This window comes from Paenarthrobacter sp. NPDC018779 (assembly GCF_044391085.1).
Classification (GTDB): domain Bacteria; phylum Actinomycetota; class Actinomycetes; order Actinomycetales; family Micrococcaceae; genus Arthrobacter.
The window spans coordinates 1-16,006 of the sequence record NZ_JBIRZS010000027.1; the positions used below are offsets into that span (position 1 = coordinate 1).

The 16,006-nt window shown below is 63.5% G+C and carries 17 protein-coding genes; 8 read left to right on the top strand and 9 right to left on the bottom strand.

Going from position 1 to position 16,006, the window contains the following annotated elements; all coding sequences use genetic code 11:
- Positions 1-134 precede the first annotated feature (134 nt).
- Genes ACH488_RS19650 through ACH488_RS19675 form a run of 6 tightly spaced genes read right to left on the bottom strand, consistent with a single transcriptional unit; the run spans position 135 to position 4,381 of the window.
- On the bottom strand, positions 135-977 hold the full coding sequence (locus ACH488_RS19650; RefSeq protein ID WP_397326241.1) for a substrate-binding periplasmic protein: 843 nt from the start codon (positions 975-977) through the stop codon (positions 135-137).
- A 32-nt stretch (positions 978-1,009) separates the two neighbouring features.
- Positions 1,010-1,663 carry an amino acid ABC transporter permease gene (locus ACH488_RS19655; protein ID WP_397326242.1) on the bottom strand — a complete coding sequence of 218 codons (654 nt, stop codon included), beginning with the start codon at positions 1,661-1,663 and terminating at the stop codon, positions 1,010-1,012.
- Positions 1,660-2,298, bottom strand: a complete 639-nt coding sequence (locus tag ACH488_RS19660) for an amino acid ABC transporter permease (RefSeq protein ID WP_397326243.1) — start codon at positions 2,296-2,298, stop codon at positions 1,660-1,662. Before ACH488_RS19660 ends, ACH488_RS19655 begins: the two co-directional genes overlap by 4 nt.
- 1 nt (position 2,299) lies before the next feature.
- A complete protein-coding gene (locus ACH488_RS19665; protein WP_397326244.1) occupies positions 2,300-3,070 on the bottom strand; it encodes an amino acid ABC transporter ATP-binding protein in 771 nt (256 codons plus the stop codon).
- 23 nt (positions 3,071-3,093) lie between these two features.
- Positions 3,094-3,885, bottom strand: a complete 792-nt coding sequence (locus tag ACH488_RS19670; protein WP_397326245.1) for a hypothetical protein — start codon at positions 3,883-3,885, stop codon at positions 3,094-3,096.
- Positions 3,878-4,381 carry a RidA family protein gene (locus ACH488_RS19675; RefSeq protein ID WP_397326246.1) on the bottom strand — a complete coding sequence of 168 codons (504 nt, stop codon included), beginning with the start codon at positions 4,379-4,381 and terminating at the stop codon, positions 3,878-3,880. The genes ACH488_RS19670 and ACH488_RS19675 overlap by 8 nt, the downstream gene beginning before the upstream one ends.
- A 251-nt stretch (positions 4,382-4,632) precedes the next feature.
- Between ACH488_RS19675 and ACH488_RS19680 the strand changes: the two genes are divergently transcribed.
- Together ACH488_RS19680 and ACH488_RS19685 are read left to right on the top strand one after the other, a co-directional pair.
- The gene (locus ACH488_RS19680) at positions 4,633-5,181 is read left to right on the top strand and encodes a type IV toxin-antitoxin system AbiEi family antitoxin domain-containing protein (RefSeq protein ID WP_397326247.1); all 549 of its coding nucleotides are present in this window, start codon (positions 4,633-4,635) and stop codon (positions 5,179-5,181) included.
- Entirely contained in the window at positions 5,178-6,068 is an 891-nt protein-coding gene (locus ACH488_RS19685) for a nucleotidyl transferase AbiEii/AbiGii toxin family protein (RefSeq protein WP_397326248.1), read from the top strand. The genes ACH488_RS19680 and ACH488_RS19685 overlap by 4 nt, the downstream gene beginning before the upstream one ends.
- A 40-nt stretch (positions 6,069-6,108) precedes the next feature.
- On the opposite strand, the gene ACH488_RS19690 is transcribed toward ACH488_RS19685, so the two are convergent.
- Positions 6,109-7,026 carry a LysR family transcriptional regulator gene (locus tag ACH488_RS19690; protein ID WP_397326249.1) on the bottom strand — a complete coding sequence of 306 codons (918 nt, stop codon included), beginning with the start codon at positions 7,024-7,026 and terminating at the stop codon, positions 6,109-6,111.
- Positions 7,027-7,159: 133 nt separating this feature from the next.
- On the opposite strand from ACH488_RS19690, the gene ACH488_RS19695 reads away from it, so the two are divergent.
- Positions 7,160-8,440, top strand: coding sequence for an amidohydrolase (locus ACH488_RS19695; protein ID WP_397326250.1), 1,281 nt, complete (start codon positions 7,160-7,162; stop codon positions 8,438-8,440).
- A gap of 7 nt (positions 8,441-8,447) precedes the next feature.
- Positions 8,448-9,431, top strand: a complete 984-nt coding sequence (locus ACH488_RS19700; RefSeq protein WP_397326251.1) for a LysR family transcriptional regulator — start codon at positions 8,448-8,450, stop codon at positions 9,429-9,431.
- Positions 9,432-9,493: 62 nt separating this feature from the next.
- Here ACH488_RS19700 and ACH488_RS19705 read toward each other — a convergent pair whose 3' ends face one another.
- A complete protein-coding gene (locus ACH488_RS19705) occupies positions 9,494-10,510 on the bottom strand; it encodes a LacI family DNA-binding transcriptional regulator (RefSeq protein ID WP_397326252.1) in 1,017 nt (338 codons plus the stop codon).
- A 128-nt stretch (positions 10,511-10,638) separates the two neighbouring features.
- On the opposite strand from ACH488_RS19705, the gene ACH488_RS19710 reads away from it, so the two are divergent.
- From ACH488_RS19710 to ACH488_RS19725, 4 genes are read left to right on the top strand one after another with little or no spacing between them, the layout of a single operon-like run.
- Complete coding sequence (locus tag ACH488_RS19710) at positions 10,639-11,013, top strand: L-rhamnose mutarotase (protein ID WP_397326253.1); 375 nt, start codon at positions 10,639-10,641, stop codon at positions 11,011-11,013.
- Positions 11,010-12,176 (top strand): L-rhamnose isomerase, encoded by a 1,167-nt coding sequence (gene rhaI / locus ACH488_RS19715; RefSeq protein ID WP_397326254.1) that lies wholly within the window; start codon positions 11,010-11,012, stop codon positions 12,174-12,176. Before ACH488_RS19710 ends, rhaI begins: the two co-directional genes overlap by 4 nt.
- A gap of 5 nt (positions 12,177-12,181) precedes the next feature.
- Positions 12,182-14,218: a bifunctional aldolase/short-chain dehydrogenase gene (locus ACH488_RS19720; protein WP_397326255.1), complete on the top strand. Its 2,037-nt coding sequence runs from the start codon at positions 12,182-12,184 to the stop codon at positions 14,216-14,218.
- Between the two features lie 8 nt (positions 14,219-14,226).
- Positions 14,227-15,720, top strand: a complete 1,494-nt coding sequence (locus ACH488_RS19725; protein WP_397326256.1) for a rhamnulokinase family protein — start codon at positions 14,227-14,229, stop codon at positions 15,718-15,720.
- Here the strand turns inward: ACH488_RS19725 and ACH488_RS19730 are convergent.
- Positions 15,699-15,977, bottom strand: coding sequence for a putative quinol monooxygenase (locus ACH488_RS19730; RefSeq protein WP_397326257.1), 279 nt, complete (start codon positions 15,975-15,977; stop codon positions 15,699-15,701). The genes ACH488_RS19725 and ACH488_RS19730 overlap by 22 nt on opposite strands.
- Between the last annotated feature and the right edge of the window lie 29 nt (positions 15,978-16,006).

A 16,006-nucleotide genomic window follows, 5' to 3' on the forward strand; every position in this document is an offset into this window, starting at 1 on the left:
ACGAACTCAACGACAGACCCCGCCAACGATTCGACTTCTGCACCCCAAATGAGATGATCAGAACCTTCCTGTTGCGATAACCGCTAGAAACCGCCGCGTCAAAACAACCACTACTGCCAGTTACTTGGGTGGGGTTAGCCGATCAAGCGGGCGTCGCCCGTGTTGATTGCGGAGGCCGGGAAGCCGTTTTTGACCACGATCTTTTCCAGGCCGCCGTCCTTGCGCAGTCCGTCCACGTACTCGTTGAGCGCCTTGAGCAATCCGGCGTTGTCCTTCGTCACGGGGAAGCAGGTCTGCGGGGGCTCAAGCGAAGCCTTGATCGCAGAATCCGGGTCCAGGACCTCCACTTTCAGGCCATTGCTGTTGTTGTGGGCCTCACCGAAGCCGTCTATGCCGACATCGAGCCGACCCGACTTCAGGTCCTGGAACAGGTCCACGGGAGCCTTGTACAGCTGGAGGTCGCCGCCCAGGTAGCTCTTGGCGTCGTCCACCCAGACGTTCCCGTTGACGGTGCCAACCTTCTTGCCCTTCAGATCGGACACTTTATTCAGGCCGTCCTTGGAGATCAGCACCATCTGGTCGGTGTAGATCGGATCCGTCAAGGACAGGATTTCGGCGCGGGCCTTGGAGCGCCACCAACCACCCGTGGCGACGTCGGCACGGCCACCCTGAACGGTGGGGATCACGGCTGCCGCGGCGGCGGACACAGCGTTGATGGTGAGGCACTGCTTCTCGGCAAAGCCCATGAGGATGTCGCCGTCGACGCCCCCAAGTTCATTGCCCTTGAAGGTGACGTAGGGCGGTGCTTCATAGACGGCAACCGTCAGCGAGCCCTTCTTCATGGTGTCGAACTGGGCTGCCGGTTTGCAGTCCGCGGACGTCTTGGATCCGGCGGCTTCGGTGTTGCCGCCGCAGCCCGTGAGCCCGGAGGCCAGCGCCAGGGCAGCCACGGCCGATGCGATGACTCGTAGTTTCATGATGGGTTCCTCTTGGTGGGGGTGCCGGCGTGTCAGCGGTGACGCGCCAGGCGATGCTCGACGAAGTTGCTGAGGGAACTCGCAGGAATGGTGATCAATGCGTACATCAAGCCCGCGAGGGTAAGGATGCTCAGGTAGCGGAAGGTGATGGAGCCGATGGAGTAGGCCTGGCTCATCAGTTCCGGCATGGCAATGGTGTAGGCCAGGGAGGTCGCCTGGAACACCATGATCGCGAACCCCATGAGCGGAGGGATGGCGATTCTGACTCCTTGCGGAATCACAACAAATCGGAGGATGTCGCGGCGCGCCATGCCCAAGGCGTGGGCGGCTTCCACTTCTCCAGAGGGCACGGCCTGCAAACCGCCACGGAGTATTTCGCTCGTGTAGGCGGCGGTGGTGAAGGCCAAAGCCAAGGATGCCGCCACGAAGGAGGTCAGCGTCATGCCAGCGCTGGGAAGTCCGAAGTAGAACAGTTGCAGGACCACCAGGGCCGGGGTTCCACGTCCGACTTCGATCACGCCGATCGAAACAGCCCTCAAGGCACGGTTCCTGGAACCTGCCCCCAATGCCAACAGCAGGCCGGCCGGCAACCCCATCAGAAGCGTCACGAGGGTCAACTGCAGGCTGACGCCAAGCCCGCCCAGCAGGTCCGGGAAGTAGTCCACCCAGTCGTTGAAGAACGTCATCGCGCAACCCTCTTTCGGAGCTTGCTGTCCAGCAAACGCGTTGCCCAGGCACAGGGAATGGTCATGGCTACATAGAGCCCCGCAGCCCACAGGAACGGCACAATCGCATCACCAGTGACAGTGGATTCGTGACCGGCCCAATAGATGGTGTCCTGCACGCCGATGACGGAAGCCACGGATGAGTCCTTCAACAGGCCGATGGCAAACGTGGCCGCTGCCGGAATCGAGACACGGAGCACCTGCGGGCCGATGATGCTGGCCAAGGTCGCAGCCCGTGAAAGTCCCAAAGCATCGCTGGCTTCCCACTGGCCGTCGTGGATGGCGGTCAGGCCACCCCGATAGATCTCGGCCATGTACGCGGAAGAGACCAGCCCAAAACCGATGACCGCGGCCGCAAACGAGCTGAGTTCGATCACACCGCTTCCCACGCCGAAGTAGATGATGAACAACCACGCCAGCGGAGGAATGCCCCGCAGCAGCTCTATAAAGGACCGTGCAATGAAGCGGACCAGCACAAACCGCGACCGCCGGGCCAACACCAGTGGAATGCCGCCAATCGAGCCGAACAAGAGCGATGAAAGCGTCAGCAGAAGGGTCATGGAGACGCCTTGTGCCACCACGCTGAGGTGTTCCATGTCAGCGCTCCAATACGGCACGCAGGAACCGGCGCGTGCGGTCCATGCTGGGAGAGGTGAAGACGTCGGCAGGGTCGCCTTGCTCAAGGATGGCGCCTTCCGCCATCACCACCACCCGGTCGGAGACATCCCGCGCAAACTGCATCTCATGGGTGACCACAACCATGGTCATGCCTTCGGAGGCCAGTTCCTTCATGACGGCGAGCACCTCCAGGCCGACTTCGGGGTCAAGCGCGGACGTGGGCTCATCGAACAGCATCACTTGTGGGTCCAACGCCAGGGCCCGGGCTATCGCGATGCGCTGCTGTTGTCCGCCGGAGCACCGGCTGGGGTATTGGCTGGCCTTGTCCGCGAGGCCCACACGTTCCAGGAGCTTCCTGGAACGGGCATCTGCCTCTGCACGGGTCCGCCCGAGCACGCGCTCCTGCGGGAGCGAGATGTTCCGCAGGACCGTCATGTGCGGGAAGAGGTTGAACGACTGGAACACCATCCCCACGTTCCGGCGCAAACGGACCAGATCCTTGTGGCTGATCTCGGTTCCTGCGTCCACTTGGTTGCCCTCAACCGTGATCCGTCCACTGTCCGGGACTTCCAACAGGTTGATGCAGCGGAGCAAAGTGCTCTTGCCGGCCCCACTGGGGCCGATAATCGCAACGACTTCCCCCTCGCGGACGGACAAGGACACATCGTTGATTACCGTGTGGTTCCCGAACCGCTTGACCACCGATTCCAGCGATATGGCGGTCCGATCCTGTGCGGGATCTTCTTGCATGGCTAACTCGTTCCTGGCTTGTGTCATTGGACTGACGCGGCTTGTGCGCCGGCGGCCGAAGACCCGTCAGCGGCGTCAGCACCGGCGTCGAACCCTGCACCGAGCGCGTTGAGCGCGAAGGACGCGACGTCCAGGATCGGCACGCTGGTGTACTTGCGGATCTCACGGCGGAATTCGGGAAGAAGTGTGCATTCGAGCACCAACACGCCAATGTTCTCGAAGCGGCCACCCGGGCCAAACTCGCGCTTCACCACGGATGCCACGCCTTCTTTCAGCATTGGCTGGTCCCAGCCGTTGCCGAGGGCGTGATCGTTGGTCAGCATGGTGGCCCACCCGGGCTCGCCTTCCATGCCCGCAATGACCATCCGGGAGGACAGCACATGATCGCCGAGGAGCTTGGTGGCGAGCGACTCCGAAACCGTGAGGACACCAATGTCCTTGTTGGTCAGCACCGAGGCGATGGGCAGGAGGTCCAATCCGCTGGTGATGACGTTGGCAGTTTGGCGCATGTCCTTGCGGGCGTAGAAGAAGAAGCCGCAGTCGGTGATGACCAAGGGGCAGTGGGCCAGCTTTTCACTGGCCGCCCAGAAGGCTTCGACCGCTTCAGGTTCGCCGTTGACCAGAGGTTCAACACGGGCGCCGCGGGCCACGGCATAGGCCACGGGAAGGCCCTGCCAGCTGGCGGGGTTCTCGAAGAAGCCCACGGGATTGTCGCTGATACCGGGCGCATCCGGGGTGAGGCACTCCACGTAGTCGACGGGGTAGGAGTCGAGGTCGCAGAGGATGACGCCAAGCAGGGGCTTGACCTCAGTCATTGCCGGCCACCCCGGCGAGCGGAACGTCGAGCGCTGCCTGCGGTCCGCCGTCGAAAGCTTCCACGCGGGTGGAGGCACTCCCGACAATGGCGACGGCGTTCACCTCAACCCGGATGCCGGGGAGGTTGAGCTCCTCGCCGATCAGGATGCCTGTGGCGGTGGGGCCGGGGGCCGGGAAGTAGCTGAAGCGGATGTCGTAGGTGCGCTGCCATTCTTCATAGCTGAGTTCGCCGGCGTAGAAGGTGTTGAACTGGACCACGTCGCCCATGGTGCCGCCCAGTTCTTCGATGACCCGCTTGAGCGATTCCATGACGGACTTGCACTGCGCCACGATGTCGCCGGGGTTGCGGACGTTGCCTTGTTCGTCGAGGTCTTCCTGGCCACCGACGTAGATCATGTCCCCCACTCGGATGCCGTGGCTGTGGTTGATCTTGAAGTGGCCAGGCACCTGCCAGTGGCCGGGAAGCTCTGCGAAACGTCGTTCGAGGGTGGTCATTTCTTCGTTCTCCTTTGTGGTGATCGTCACTGATCACTTCAAGCATGGAACGGGAAACGAGGGTTTAACCCTGCAACAGAACGAGGTTTGCTGGGGCTGCCGCAAGACTTTCTTTGGCTGCGTTTGGGTCAGCGGTTAAGGCACGACGGCGGCGCGCGCCTTAGGCGGCAGCAGTGGCCCCGAGTATTCGACCACCGAAAGCCGATTCGCAAGATCTGCCAAAAGGTGACTAAAAATAGTAACCTTTTGGCATGACAAAGGTGAGTCAGCTCCGGGAAATTGGGATGGACCACGGAGGGTTCGTGGACACAGATGCGGCCGTCGCAGTTGGCATGGACCCGAAAGCCCTATCCCGCATGGCTCATCGCGGACGCCTGACGCACGAGCTCCACGGGATCTACAGGTTTCCCGAGATCCCGGTGGACGAGACCACCGAGTACCGACTGGCTTTGCTTTGGGCCGGACCGGATTCTGCATTGGACTCAGAGAGCGTATTGCTGCTCCTCGATCTCTGCGACGTTAACCCGCGTGAAATCCATGTGGCCGTGCCCCCCGGTACACGGATTCGCCGCAAAGGCAAGGACCACTACTGCCTCCACAAGGGAAAGTTCGACGTCGAGTTCCACAAGGGACTTCCGATGCTTCCCGTTCACCGGGCCGTCGCCCGGGCGCTCGATGAGGGCATGCGCCGCGAGTTGGCCTCACAGGCTATCCGGACGGCGACCAGGAGGGAACTCATAGAGGAGTCCGAAGCGCAGGACCTTATTCATCGATACCAGCTTGGAGAGGAGGCCAGGTGAAATACGGAGATCTGCCAGCCAGGGCCAAGCCCGCAAAGACCGCCTCATCCCTTTTGGCTGCAATTCGCAACACTGAGACGGGCGAGCCGGACCAAGTAACCACCTGGACCATTGCCGCAAGCGTCCTCATGGCAGCCCTTCAACGGCCAAAAGGAAGTGATGGCAAGCCCTTCCTTAGGCTGAAAGGCGGAGCCTACCTGGAATGGTCCCTGCACCCGGCCGCCCGCGCCACGCAGGACGTCGACACATTCTTCACGGCGGAGGCCGACCGTTTTGACTCCTTCTTGCGGGAAACAGTAACCGGGCCACTCGGTGATTTCACATTCGTCCTCAAGGCCCGAACCGGAGACATCGAAGTTGCCCTCGCTGCAACGAATCCCCGGCGACATGAGATCCAGATTTTCTTCGCGAGGAAATTGTTCCGCAAGGTGGTCCTTGAGGTGTCCTTCCTGGAAGGTGCCATGGACACGTCCAATGACAGCGTGCCCGCCCCTCGCCTTGAGCCCTTCGGTATACCCACACCCGCAGTGACACTCGCCTCCATCTCACCGGAGTACCAAGTTGCCCAAAAGCTGCACGCCTGCACTGGTCCCGGCCACGAGGAAAGGGAGCGCGACGTACTGGACATCCTGCTGCTGAAACGGAATGTCTTTGACCCAGGACTGGGAACCGACCCCCTGCTGCAAGCGTGCGAAGACATCTTCCGCACCCGAGCCCGGATCGGGAGCATGAATGGGGTCCAGGCGAAGGTTTGGCCTGCCGCAATTGTCATCCATGAAAATTGGGGTCCGGAGTTCGCGACGCTGGCCGGAAGGCTGGGCATGGACATCGATCTTGCGGCCGCCGTTGAGGAACTCAACGACTGGGCGGCCGGGTTCCAGCCCTGACACAAGGTCATATCCGAGAACGACATTAGCGGCGCGCGGCTCAGGCGGCAGCGGCGCCCAACAGCCCGTGGACTTCGTCCAAGACAGCCTTGATGATGGGCCGGCGGGCATCGCTGCTCCGCGTTACCGTGAGCACCCGACGCCGGATGCGCGGCTTGTCGAACGCATGGATCCCGACGGGTGCCACGGTGTCGTCCACGGACAGCGGAGGCAGCAACGAGATTCCCCTGCCACGGGAAATTGCCTCGACCAGCAGAAGAAGATCATCCACCACCCAGCGGCTGTTCGGCTCGAATCCCTCATTCCGGCACGCGAAGCGTACGGCCTGCCCGCACGCCCCGGCTTCTGGAGTCAGCACCCAGTCCGCATTTTTGAGATCGGTCAGCTTCAGCCGCGGGGGCACCACATAGTCCGGCGGCGTGACCAGGACCAGGGGCTCATTCATGACCTCACGCGTAACCAGGTAGTCGGGGAAAGCAACAGGGACGTTGTCGTAAAGATCCACGATCGCGATATCCAGGGCGCCGTTCAGCAATTGCTCAATACTGTCCACGGGCTCCACGACGTTGACGGTAAGTTCGACGTCGGGAGCGGTCACCTCAAGCTTGTCGGCGACGGGAAGCAACACATTCCGGGCAAGGGAGGGAATGGAGCCGATCCGCACCCTGCCGGCGAGTTCCCCGCTGAGCTGATCCATTTCGGCCCGGGTGGCCTCGAGGAGCCGTACCACCGCCCGGGCGTGTTCCACCAGGATTTCACCCGCACCGGTCAGGCCCACCCCGCGCGACGAACGGTCCAGGAGCTGAACTCCGGTTTCCTTCTCCAGGATGCTGATCTGCTGCGAAACGGCCGAGGACGTGATGCCCAGGATCCGTGCCGCTCCAGCCAGCGATCCCTGCCTTGCAACCTCGTTGAGAAGGCGCAGCCTTGACACGTCCGGGAGTGGTTTTTCGGTCATGGAACATTCTTGCACGATTAGCTGTTCTTAACGCGGATCGGAATGTATCTTAAGTTAAACAACGAGCCAGCGGGAGGACGACGACGTCCGATCACTGGCCTCCTACACTTCCCCCTTCTTGAAAGGACGCCACGTGGATACCGTGGAAAAGCACCCGTCCAACCTCACTCTCACCGGCATCCTCGGAGCACCCGAATCAGTTGCCCGTAGCATCACCAGCACCATCGAGGACCTGGCCACCGATCTCCGGGAACTCAGCCACGGCATCCATGGCATTGCCGAGGTAGGTTTCGAAGAACGCCTCTCTGTTGCATTCGCCGCTGAGTTCCTGAGGTACCGGGGTTTTCCAGTACAGGTTGGCCGCTACGGCCTGCGTACCTCACTGCGCGCAGAGGCGGGTTCGGGCTCACCAAAGGTTGCAGTGCTCGCCGAATACGACGCCCTCCCCGGAGTGGGCCACGGTTGCGGCCATAACGTCATCTGCGCGGCGGCGGTTGGCGCATTCCTGGGCGTGGCGGCTCAAATTGAGGAACTCGGTGGATCAGTGGTCCTTATCGGCACCCCCGCAGAGGAAAACGGCAATGGCAAGGAACTGCTTGCCCGGGCCGGCGCCTTCGACGACATCGACGCCGTGGTCATGCTGCACCCCTTCACGGGTGAATCCGAAGCGGCGTCGTTTGCCTCGCTGGCCGTCCGCGACGTTGATGTCACCTTCCACGGGGTAGCCGCCCACGCATCATCGGCGCCGCACATGGGTCGCAACGCCCTGGACGCCGTAGTGGCCGCCCATCAGGGCATTGCAGCGCTTCGCCAGCACATCCCGGCGACGGACCGACTGCACTGCCTGATCGTCGAGGGCGGGTCTGCGGTGAACGTCGTCCCCCACCTGGCGAGCGCCGTCGTCGAAATCCGCTCATTGGACCCCGACGGCTTGGTGGACCTTTCGCAAAGAGTGCAGAACGTCCTGGAGGGCGCAGCGCTCATGACGGGCACGCGGCTCGAAACCACTTGGGATCCGTTCCCGGCGTATCTTCCCGTGCGCAGCAACCACGCCCTGAGCGCGCGGTACCACGGGCACATGTCCGCGCGCGGGCGAGCCATCACCCTGGAGACCGAGCTTGTGGGCGGTGGCTGGTCCACGGACTTGGGAAACCTCAGCCTGCGGCTCCCCTCCATCCACCCAACCATCAGCATCTCCCGCGAAACAACGCCGATGCACACGGTGGAGTTCGGGCAGCACGCCATCAGCCCCGCCGGAGACCAAGCCGTAGTGGACGGTGCCATCGGCCTCGCCTTGACCGTTGCCGACTACTTGGCGGACGAGCGGCTCCGCGAGCAGACGCAGCTGGACTTCGAAGCCGCCGGCGGAGCAGTGGACGTGGAGCAACTCCTCACCCCACCAACGGAGAAATAGCAACGCCATGTTAAATCCAGTCCATCTCCGCACGCTGTCCGTAGTCCTCCGCACAGGATCCTTCGCTGACGCCGCCCGCGAAATCGGCTACACCGGCTCGGCCGTTTCACAGCAGGTGGCCGCGCTCGAGCGTGCCGTTCAGGCTCCGCTCGTGGAACGCGATGCCCAGAGCATCCGCCCCACTGAGGCAGCAAAGTTCCTGGCCGCCAGGGCGAGCGATATCATCAACGCCCTTAACACCCTCGAAGACGAGATGAAGGGCTTCAGCAAAGGCAACTACGGGCTGATGCGGCTGGGCAGCTTCAGCACGGCGAGCCAACGACTTCTGCCCGCCGGACTGGCGTCCTACCTGCGCAGGCATCCCACCTCCACGGTGGAACTGGAGGAAGGCTGCCCCACGGACTTGGCGGCCATGGTGAGGGATTCAGTGCTGGATGTTGCTGTGGCTTTCCACTACGACCTGGTTCCGCAGCAATGGCCTTCCAACGTGGTCGCGGTCCCGCTACTGGCCGAGGAACTCCTGTTGCTGCTCCCCGAAAAGCACAGGCTTGCAGGAGCCGAGCAGATCACCCTGCAGGACCTTGCCCGGGAAAACTGGGTATCCACCAAGGAAGACTCTTCCGGCGACGCGTGCCTCAGGCATTTGTGCGCCAGCGGAGGTTTCAAGCCGCGAATCACGGTGCGGAGCAACAACTACGACGCCCTCCGCGGCATGGTCCGGTCCGGGGTGGGCATCGCCCTGGTGCCGGCGTTGGACCACGTACCAACCGAGAACATCGTGGCCACGGCCATCAGCGGGTGCACGGCCCGGCGGCACGTTTCGGCACTCCGGCACAAGTCCGAGGCCGGCGTTTCCGTCACCAGCATCCTGCAGTGCCTGGGACGCTCTGCCGACCGGCTGGCCAGCTCAGCGCACGGCATCACCCGTCAGACGAAGCAGCCCGACGCCCTGGCGCCGGTGGAGTACTTAGCCAGCCTCCGCGCGTCGTAATTCCGCCCAAGTAAGTCGCACTTTAGGTCGTTCCCAGCTCTGGGAACGACCTAAAGTGCGACTTAGTTGGGTGAGCCGGCTGTGCTTTGGCGCACCACGAGCTCCGGCGTGAAGACGACGGCGCGGTGCTTGGTTCCGCCGTTGTCCTGCTCCTCCGAAAGGAGTTCGATGGCGGTCCGGCCCAGGGCCTCGGTGGGTTGGCGGATGGAGGACAGGGGAACGACGGCGGAGATCGCAAAATCGATGTCGTCGTAACCAATCAGGGCAATATCCTCCGGGATGCGCACGGTCCGGAGCATGGTGAGCGACTGCATGACGCCGAGCGCCAGGAGGTCGTTGGAGCAGAAGACAGCTTCCGGGCGGTCCTCCGGCGAACGCTCCACCAGTTTGTTGCCCACCTGGCGTCCCGCAAGAACTGTTTGGCCCGCCGAGTCCAGGACCTCCATGGTGGCACCCTCCACGTCGGCGACGGCACGCTGCGCGCCCTTGAGTCGGTGCGCCACCTGACGGATGGTTGGGGTGCCAACAAAAGCCAGACGACGGCGGCCCGTCTCCAGCAGGTGCCGGGCGGCGAGGTAGCCGCCTTCTTCGTCATCCACGGAAACCGAACTGCAGCGGTCCGTGTCGGCCAACTGGTCCACGAGGACGGTGGGTACGCCGCGCTCACGCAGGGTATCGATCCGCTCGGCGACGTCGCCCACGGGGGAAATGAGCAGGCCCTGGACGCGCTGTTCCTGGAACAGGTCCATGTAGTGCACTTCGCGGGAGGCGTCCTGGCCGCTGTCCCCCACCAGCACCACGCTTCCCAGCACGGTAGCGGCGTCCTCCGCTGCCCGGGCTACAGAGGAGAAGAACGGGTTGCCGACATCGAGCACGATCAAGCCGATGGTGCGGCTCTGGCCGGCACGCAATTGGCGGGCGGCGTCATTGCGCACAAATCCAAGTTCAGCGATGGATTTCAGCACTCGCTCCTTGGTGCGCTGCGAGACACGGTCCGGGTAGTTGAGCACGTTGGAAACCGTGCCCACGGCAACCTTGGCATGAGTGGCAACATCTTTGATGCTCGCTGTTTGGGACATGCTTTCCGATCTCCGCTGTCTTCTCGTCTTACCTGCAGGAAACGCCTTGACACCCTCCTTTATCCGAGGGTAATTTGAATCGTAACAAATGAAACGATTCAAAGACGAGTAACCCCGGAGAACCGCAGATGAGGGTATGTTTCCGTTCCTCCGTCCACCCCGAGTTGATGGACGAGTACAGGCGCCGACACGCAGCCGTTTGGCCCGAGATGCTCCGTGCCCTCAAGGACGCGGGTTGGAACAACTACTCCCTGTTTCTCGCGTCAGACGGGCAGCTCATTGGCTACTTGGAATGTGACGACTATGCGCAAGCGCAAGCCCGCATGGCCGTCACCGAGGTCAACGCCCGCTGGCAAGCGGAAATGGCCACCCTCTTTGCCAACAGCGATGTCCCTCCGGACGAGGGCTTCGAGATCGTGGAAGAAGTTTTCAATCTGGAAGACCAACTGGCTTCAGCAAGCAAGGCCGGCAACGCCACCACCCATCAGAAGGAACAAGCATGAACACCACAGAATCGGCCCTGGGCCGCTTGGGAGAACTGGCCATTGAAGTGCCCTCCTGGGCCTACGGGAATTCGGGGACGCGGTTCAAGGTCTTCGGCACCCCGGGTACCCCGCGCACCGTGCAGGAAAAGATCGCGGATGCGGCGAAGGTCCACGAGCTCACGGGCTTGGCGCCCACTGTTGCGCTGCATATCCCGTGGGACAAGGTGGATGACTACTCGGCCTTGCGTGAATATGCAGAAGGGCTGGGCGTTGGCCTGGGCACCATCAACTCGAACACGTTCCAGGATGACGAGTACAAGTTCGGTTCCCTCACCTCGTCCAACGAATCGGTGCGTCGCCGCGCGATCGAGCACCATCTGGACTGCATCCAGATCATGCACGCTACCGGGTCCAAAGATTTGAAGATCTGGCTGGCCGATGGCACCAACTACCCGGGCCAGGACGATATGCGCGGACGTCAGGACCGCTTGGCCGAAAGCCTGCAGGAGATCTACGCCGCCCTGGGTGATGAGCAGCGACTGGTGTTGGAGTACAAGTTCTTCGAGCCAGCTTTCTACCACACCGATGTTCCGGACTGGGGCACCTCCTACGCGCAGACCCTGGCCCTGGGCGAGAAGGCGTTCGTGTGCCTGGACACCGGCCACCACGCCCCGGGCACCAACATCGAGTTCATCGTGATGCAGCTCCTGCGCCTGGGCAAGCTGGGGTCTTTCGACTTCAACTCACGCTTCTACGCCGATGATGACCTGATTGTGGGCGCGGCTGATCCGTTCCAGTTGTTCCGCATCATGCACGAGGTGATCCGTGGCGGCGGCTTCGGGAAGGATTCCGGCGTCGCACTGATGCTGGATCAGTGCCACAACCTGGAGGAGAAGATCCCGGGCCAGATCCGCTCGGTACTCAACGTCCAGGAAATGACGGCCCGCGCGCTGCTGGTGGACACCGCAGCGCTGAACGAGGCCCAGCGTGCCGGGGACGTCCTGGCCGCCAACGGCATCTTCAATGATGCCTTCTACACCGACGTCCGACCGGCCCTTGCCGAGTGGCGTGAATCCCGCGGCCTGCCCGCCGACCCGATCGCTGCCTACAAGGCCAGCGGCTACCAGAAGAAGATCAACGAGGACCGCGCAGGCGGCCAGCAAGCCGGATGGGGCGCCTGATTCCTATGAGCAACAAAACTGTTGAAGACCTGATTTCCCGTTCCAACCGCCTCGGGGCGGACAAGCGGAACACCAACTTCGCCGGCGGCAACACCTCCGCGAAGGGCACCGAGAAGGACCCGGTCACGGGCCAGGACGTCGAACTCCTCTGGGTCAAGGGTTCCGGCGGCGACCTAGGCACCCTGAAAGCGGAAAACCTTGCCGTGCTTCGGCTCGACCGGCTCCAGGCACTGAAGTCCGTGTACCCCGGCGTCGTGCGTGAAGACGAAATGGTGGCCGCGTTCGATTACTGCCTGCACGGCAAGGGCGGCGCGGCACCCTCGATCGATACGGCCATGCACGGCCTGGTGGACGCAGCCCACGTGGACCACCTGCACCCGGATTCGGGCATCGCGATCGCCACCGCCGTGGACGGCGAGGCACTGACCTCGAAGATCTTCGGCGACAAGGTGGTGTGGGTTCCGTGGCGTCGCCCCGGGTTCCAGCTTGGCCTGGACATCGCCGCGATCAAGGACGCCAACCCGCAGGCCGTCGGCACCATCCTGGGCGGCCACGGCATCACCGCCTGGGGCGCCACCAGCGAAGAAGCCGAAGCCAACTCCCTCTGGATCATCGACCAAGCCGAGAAGTACATCGCAGAGAACGGCAAGACCGAGCCTTTCGGTCCCGCCCTCCCCGGCTACGGCGCCCTGCCCGAGACCGAGCGCCGCGCCAAGGCGGCAGCCTTGGCCCCGGTGATCCGCGGCTTGGCCTCCACGGACAAACCGCAGCTGGGGCACTTCAGCGATGACGCCGTCGTCCTTGACTTCCTCGCCGCCGAAGCGCATCCGCACCTGGGCGCACTCGGCACCTCCTGCCCGGACCACTTCCTCCGCACCAAGGTCAAGCCCCTCATCCTGGACCTGCCCGCGGACGCCTCCATCGAGGACTCGGTAGCCCGTCTGAAGGAACTGCACGCCGAGTACCGGCAGGATTACCAGGCCTACTACGACCGGCACGCCGACGCCGACTCACCAGCGTTGCGCGGCGCGGACCCGGCGATCGTGCTCATCCCCGGGGTGGGCATGTTCTCCTACGGCAAGGACAAGCAAACCGCCCGCGTGGCCGGTGAGTTCTACATCAACGCGATCAACGTGATGCGCGGCGCCGAAGCGATCTCCAGCTACGCCCCGATCGAGGAATCCGAAAAGTTCCGCATCGAATACTGGGCGTTGGAAGAAGCCAAGCTCGCCCGGATGCCCAAGCCCAAGTCCCACGCCACCCGCATCGCACTGGTCACCGGTGCGGCGTCGGGCATCGGCAAGGCGATCGCTACCCGTTTGGCCTCCGACGGCGCGTGCGTAGTGATTGCCGACCTGAACCTTGAGAACGCCCAAGCCGTCGCCGAGGAACTGGGCGGTGCCGACGTCGCCATCGGCGTCCAGGCCGACGTGACCAACGAAGCCCAGATCAACGCCGCCATCGCCGAAGCCGTGCTCGCCTTCGGTGGCCTGGACCTGGTGGTCAACAACGCCGGCCTGTCCATCTCCAAGCCGCTGCTCGAAACCACCGAGAAGGACTGGGACCTGCAGCACAACGTCATGGCCAAGGGCTCCTTCCTTGTGTCCAAAGCCGCTGCGAAGATCATGATCGACCAGGGCCTGGGCGGAGACATCATCTACATCTCCTCCAAGAACTCCGTGTTCGCCGGCCCCAACAACATCGCCTACTCCGCCACCAAAGCAGACCAGGCACACCAGGTCCGGCTCCTCGCCGCGGAACTGGGCGATCACGGCATCCGCGTCAACGGCATCAACCCCGACGGCGTGGTCCGCGGTTCCGGCATCTTCGCCGGCGGCTGGGGCGCCAAACGCGCAGCGGTCTACGGCGTGGACGAGGAAAAACTGGGCGAGTACTACGCCCAGCGCACCCTCCTCAAGCGCGAAGTCCTCCCCGAACACGTAGCCAACGCCGCAGCCGTACTCACCAGCAACGAACTCTCCCACACCACCGGCCTCCACATCCCCGTGGACGCCGGCGTCGCAGCAGCGTTCCTCCGATAGGTCATCCCGTGACAAATGCAGCAACCAGCACCGCCCCGGCCAACACCGGGGCGGTGCCCGCTCCCCAGGTCTTCGCCGCCGTCGACATCGGCGCCTCCTCAGGCCGCGTCATGCTCGGCCGCGTCTCCCCCTCCACAGGGGCGACGTTGGAAACCGTGCACCGGTTCCCCAACGGCGTTGTGGAGTACGACGGCGGCCTCCGCTGGGACTTCGACGCCCTCTTCGCTGAGGTGCTCAAGGGCTTGGCGGCTGCCGCTTCGGTGACCGCTGGGAACGGTGAACGGATTACCAGCATCGGCATCGACACGTGGGCCGTGGACTACGGCCTGGTTGATGCGTCCGGGGAGCTCGTCTCGGTTCCCTACAGCTACCGGGACGAGCGCAGCCGTTCCACCGTGGCGCGAGTGCACGCGGTCATTCCGCCGGAGAAGCTCTACGCCACCACCGGTTTGCAGTTCCTCCAGTTCAACACCGTGTACCAGCTCGCCGCCGAGCCCTCCTTGGACGGTCTGCAGGCACTGCTCATTCCGGATCTGATCGCGTTCCTCCTCACCGGGCAGCGCAGGACCGAGGCCACGAATGCCTCCACAACGGGGCTCTTCGACGCCGTCACCGGGGAGTGGGCGGTTGATTTCCTGGACGCGCTCGGCCTTCCGCGGGACATCTTCCCACCCCTGATCCAACCCGGGGAAACCGTGGGTAAGCTGCTGTCCTCGGTGGCCGAACGTACGGGACTTGCTGCTGATACGCGGGTGGTGGCTGTTGGTTCGCACGACACCGCTTCCGCAGTCGCCGCAGTCCCGGCCTCGGCCGAGGACTTCGCCTACATCTCCTCCGGCACCTGGTCCCTCGTGGGCGTCGAACTTCAGCATCCCGTGCTCAGCGAAGCGAGCCGGACGGCCAACTTCACCAACGAACGCGGCGTGGACGGCACCATCCGGTATCTTCGCAACGTCGGCGGACTCTGGCTGCTCAGCGAATGCCAGCGCACCTGGGCAGCCCAAGGCTTCAACCAATCACTCCCAGCATTGCTCGACGCCGCCGCGGCACTCCCTCCCGGAGGCCCGCAAATCAACGCCGACGACCCCGCCTTCACCGCCCCGGACAACATGCCCGAACGCATCCGCGCGGCCGTGCGGCACAACGGCGAGGTACTCCCGGACCGGCCTGCCGCCGTCGTGCGTTGCATCCTGGACAGCCTCGCGGCCGGTTACGCGCGCACCCTGGCCGACGCCGAACGCCTCACCGGCCGCACCACGTCCGTGGTGCACGTGGTGGGTGGCGGCTCGCAGAACCGACTCCTGTGCCAACTCACCGCCGACGCAACAGGCAAACCCGTAGTGGCCGGACCGGTCGAGGCGACGGCGCTTGGCAATGTGTTGGTCCAGGCGCGGGCCGCTGATGTGGTGCAGGGCGGGCTTGCGGAGCTGAGGGCGCTCGTAGTCTCCGGAACGGAATTGGTGCGGTACGAGGTTGGTTCTCAGAGTCCTGTGACCGTGTAGCGGCGTTCGATTTCAGTGGTGGCCCCGCCCCATGCACTCGCGGCAACGCGCGCTTGATGCGCACGGAAGGCCGGGGCGTCGTGGAATACTTCATCGACCTGCCACACCAGAGGGTCCGCGGTTGGGTTCACGCGGAAGGAGACACAGCCGGGTTCGGCAAGCGTCAACTCGATGTGGCCTGCCAGATGCTCCACGACGATGGCCACCTCATCGAGGTCGCGGCACACGAGTTGTCCGGTGAGACTTACTTCAGTCACAGTGCTCCTTTGCGCAACCAGGCGTCCTC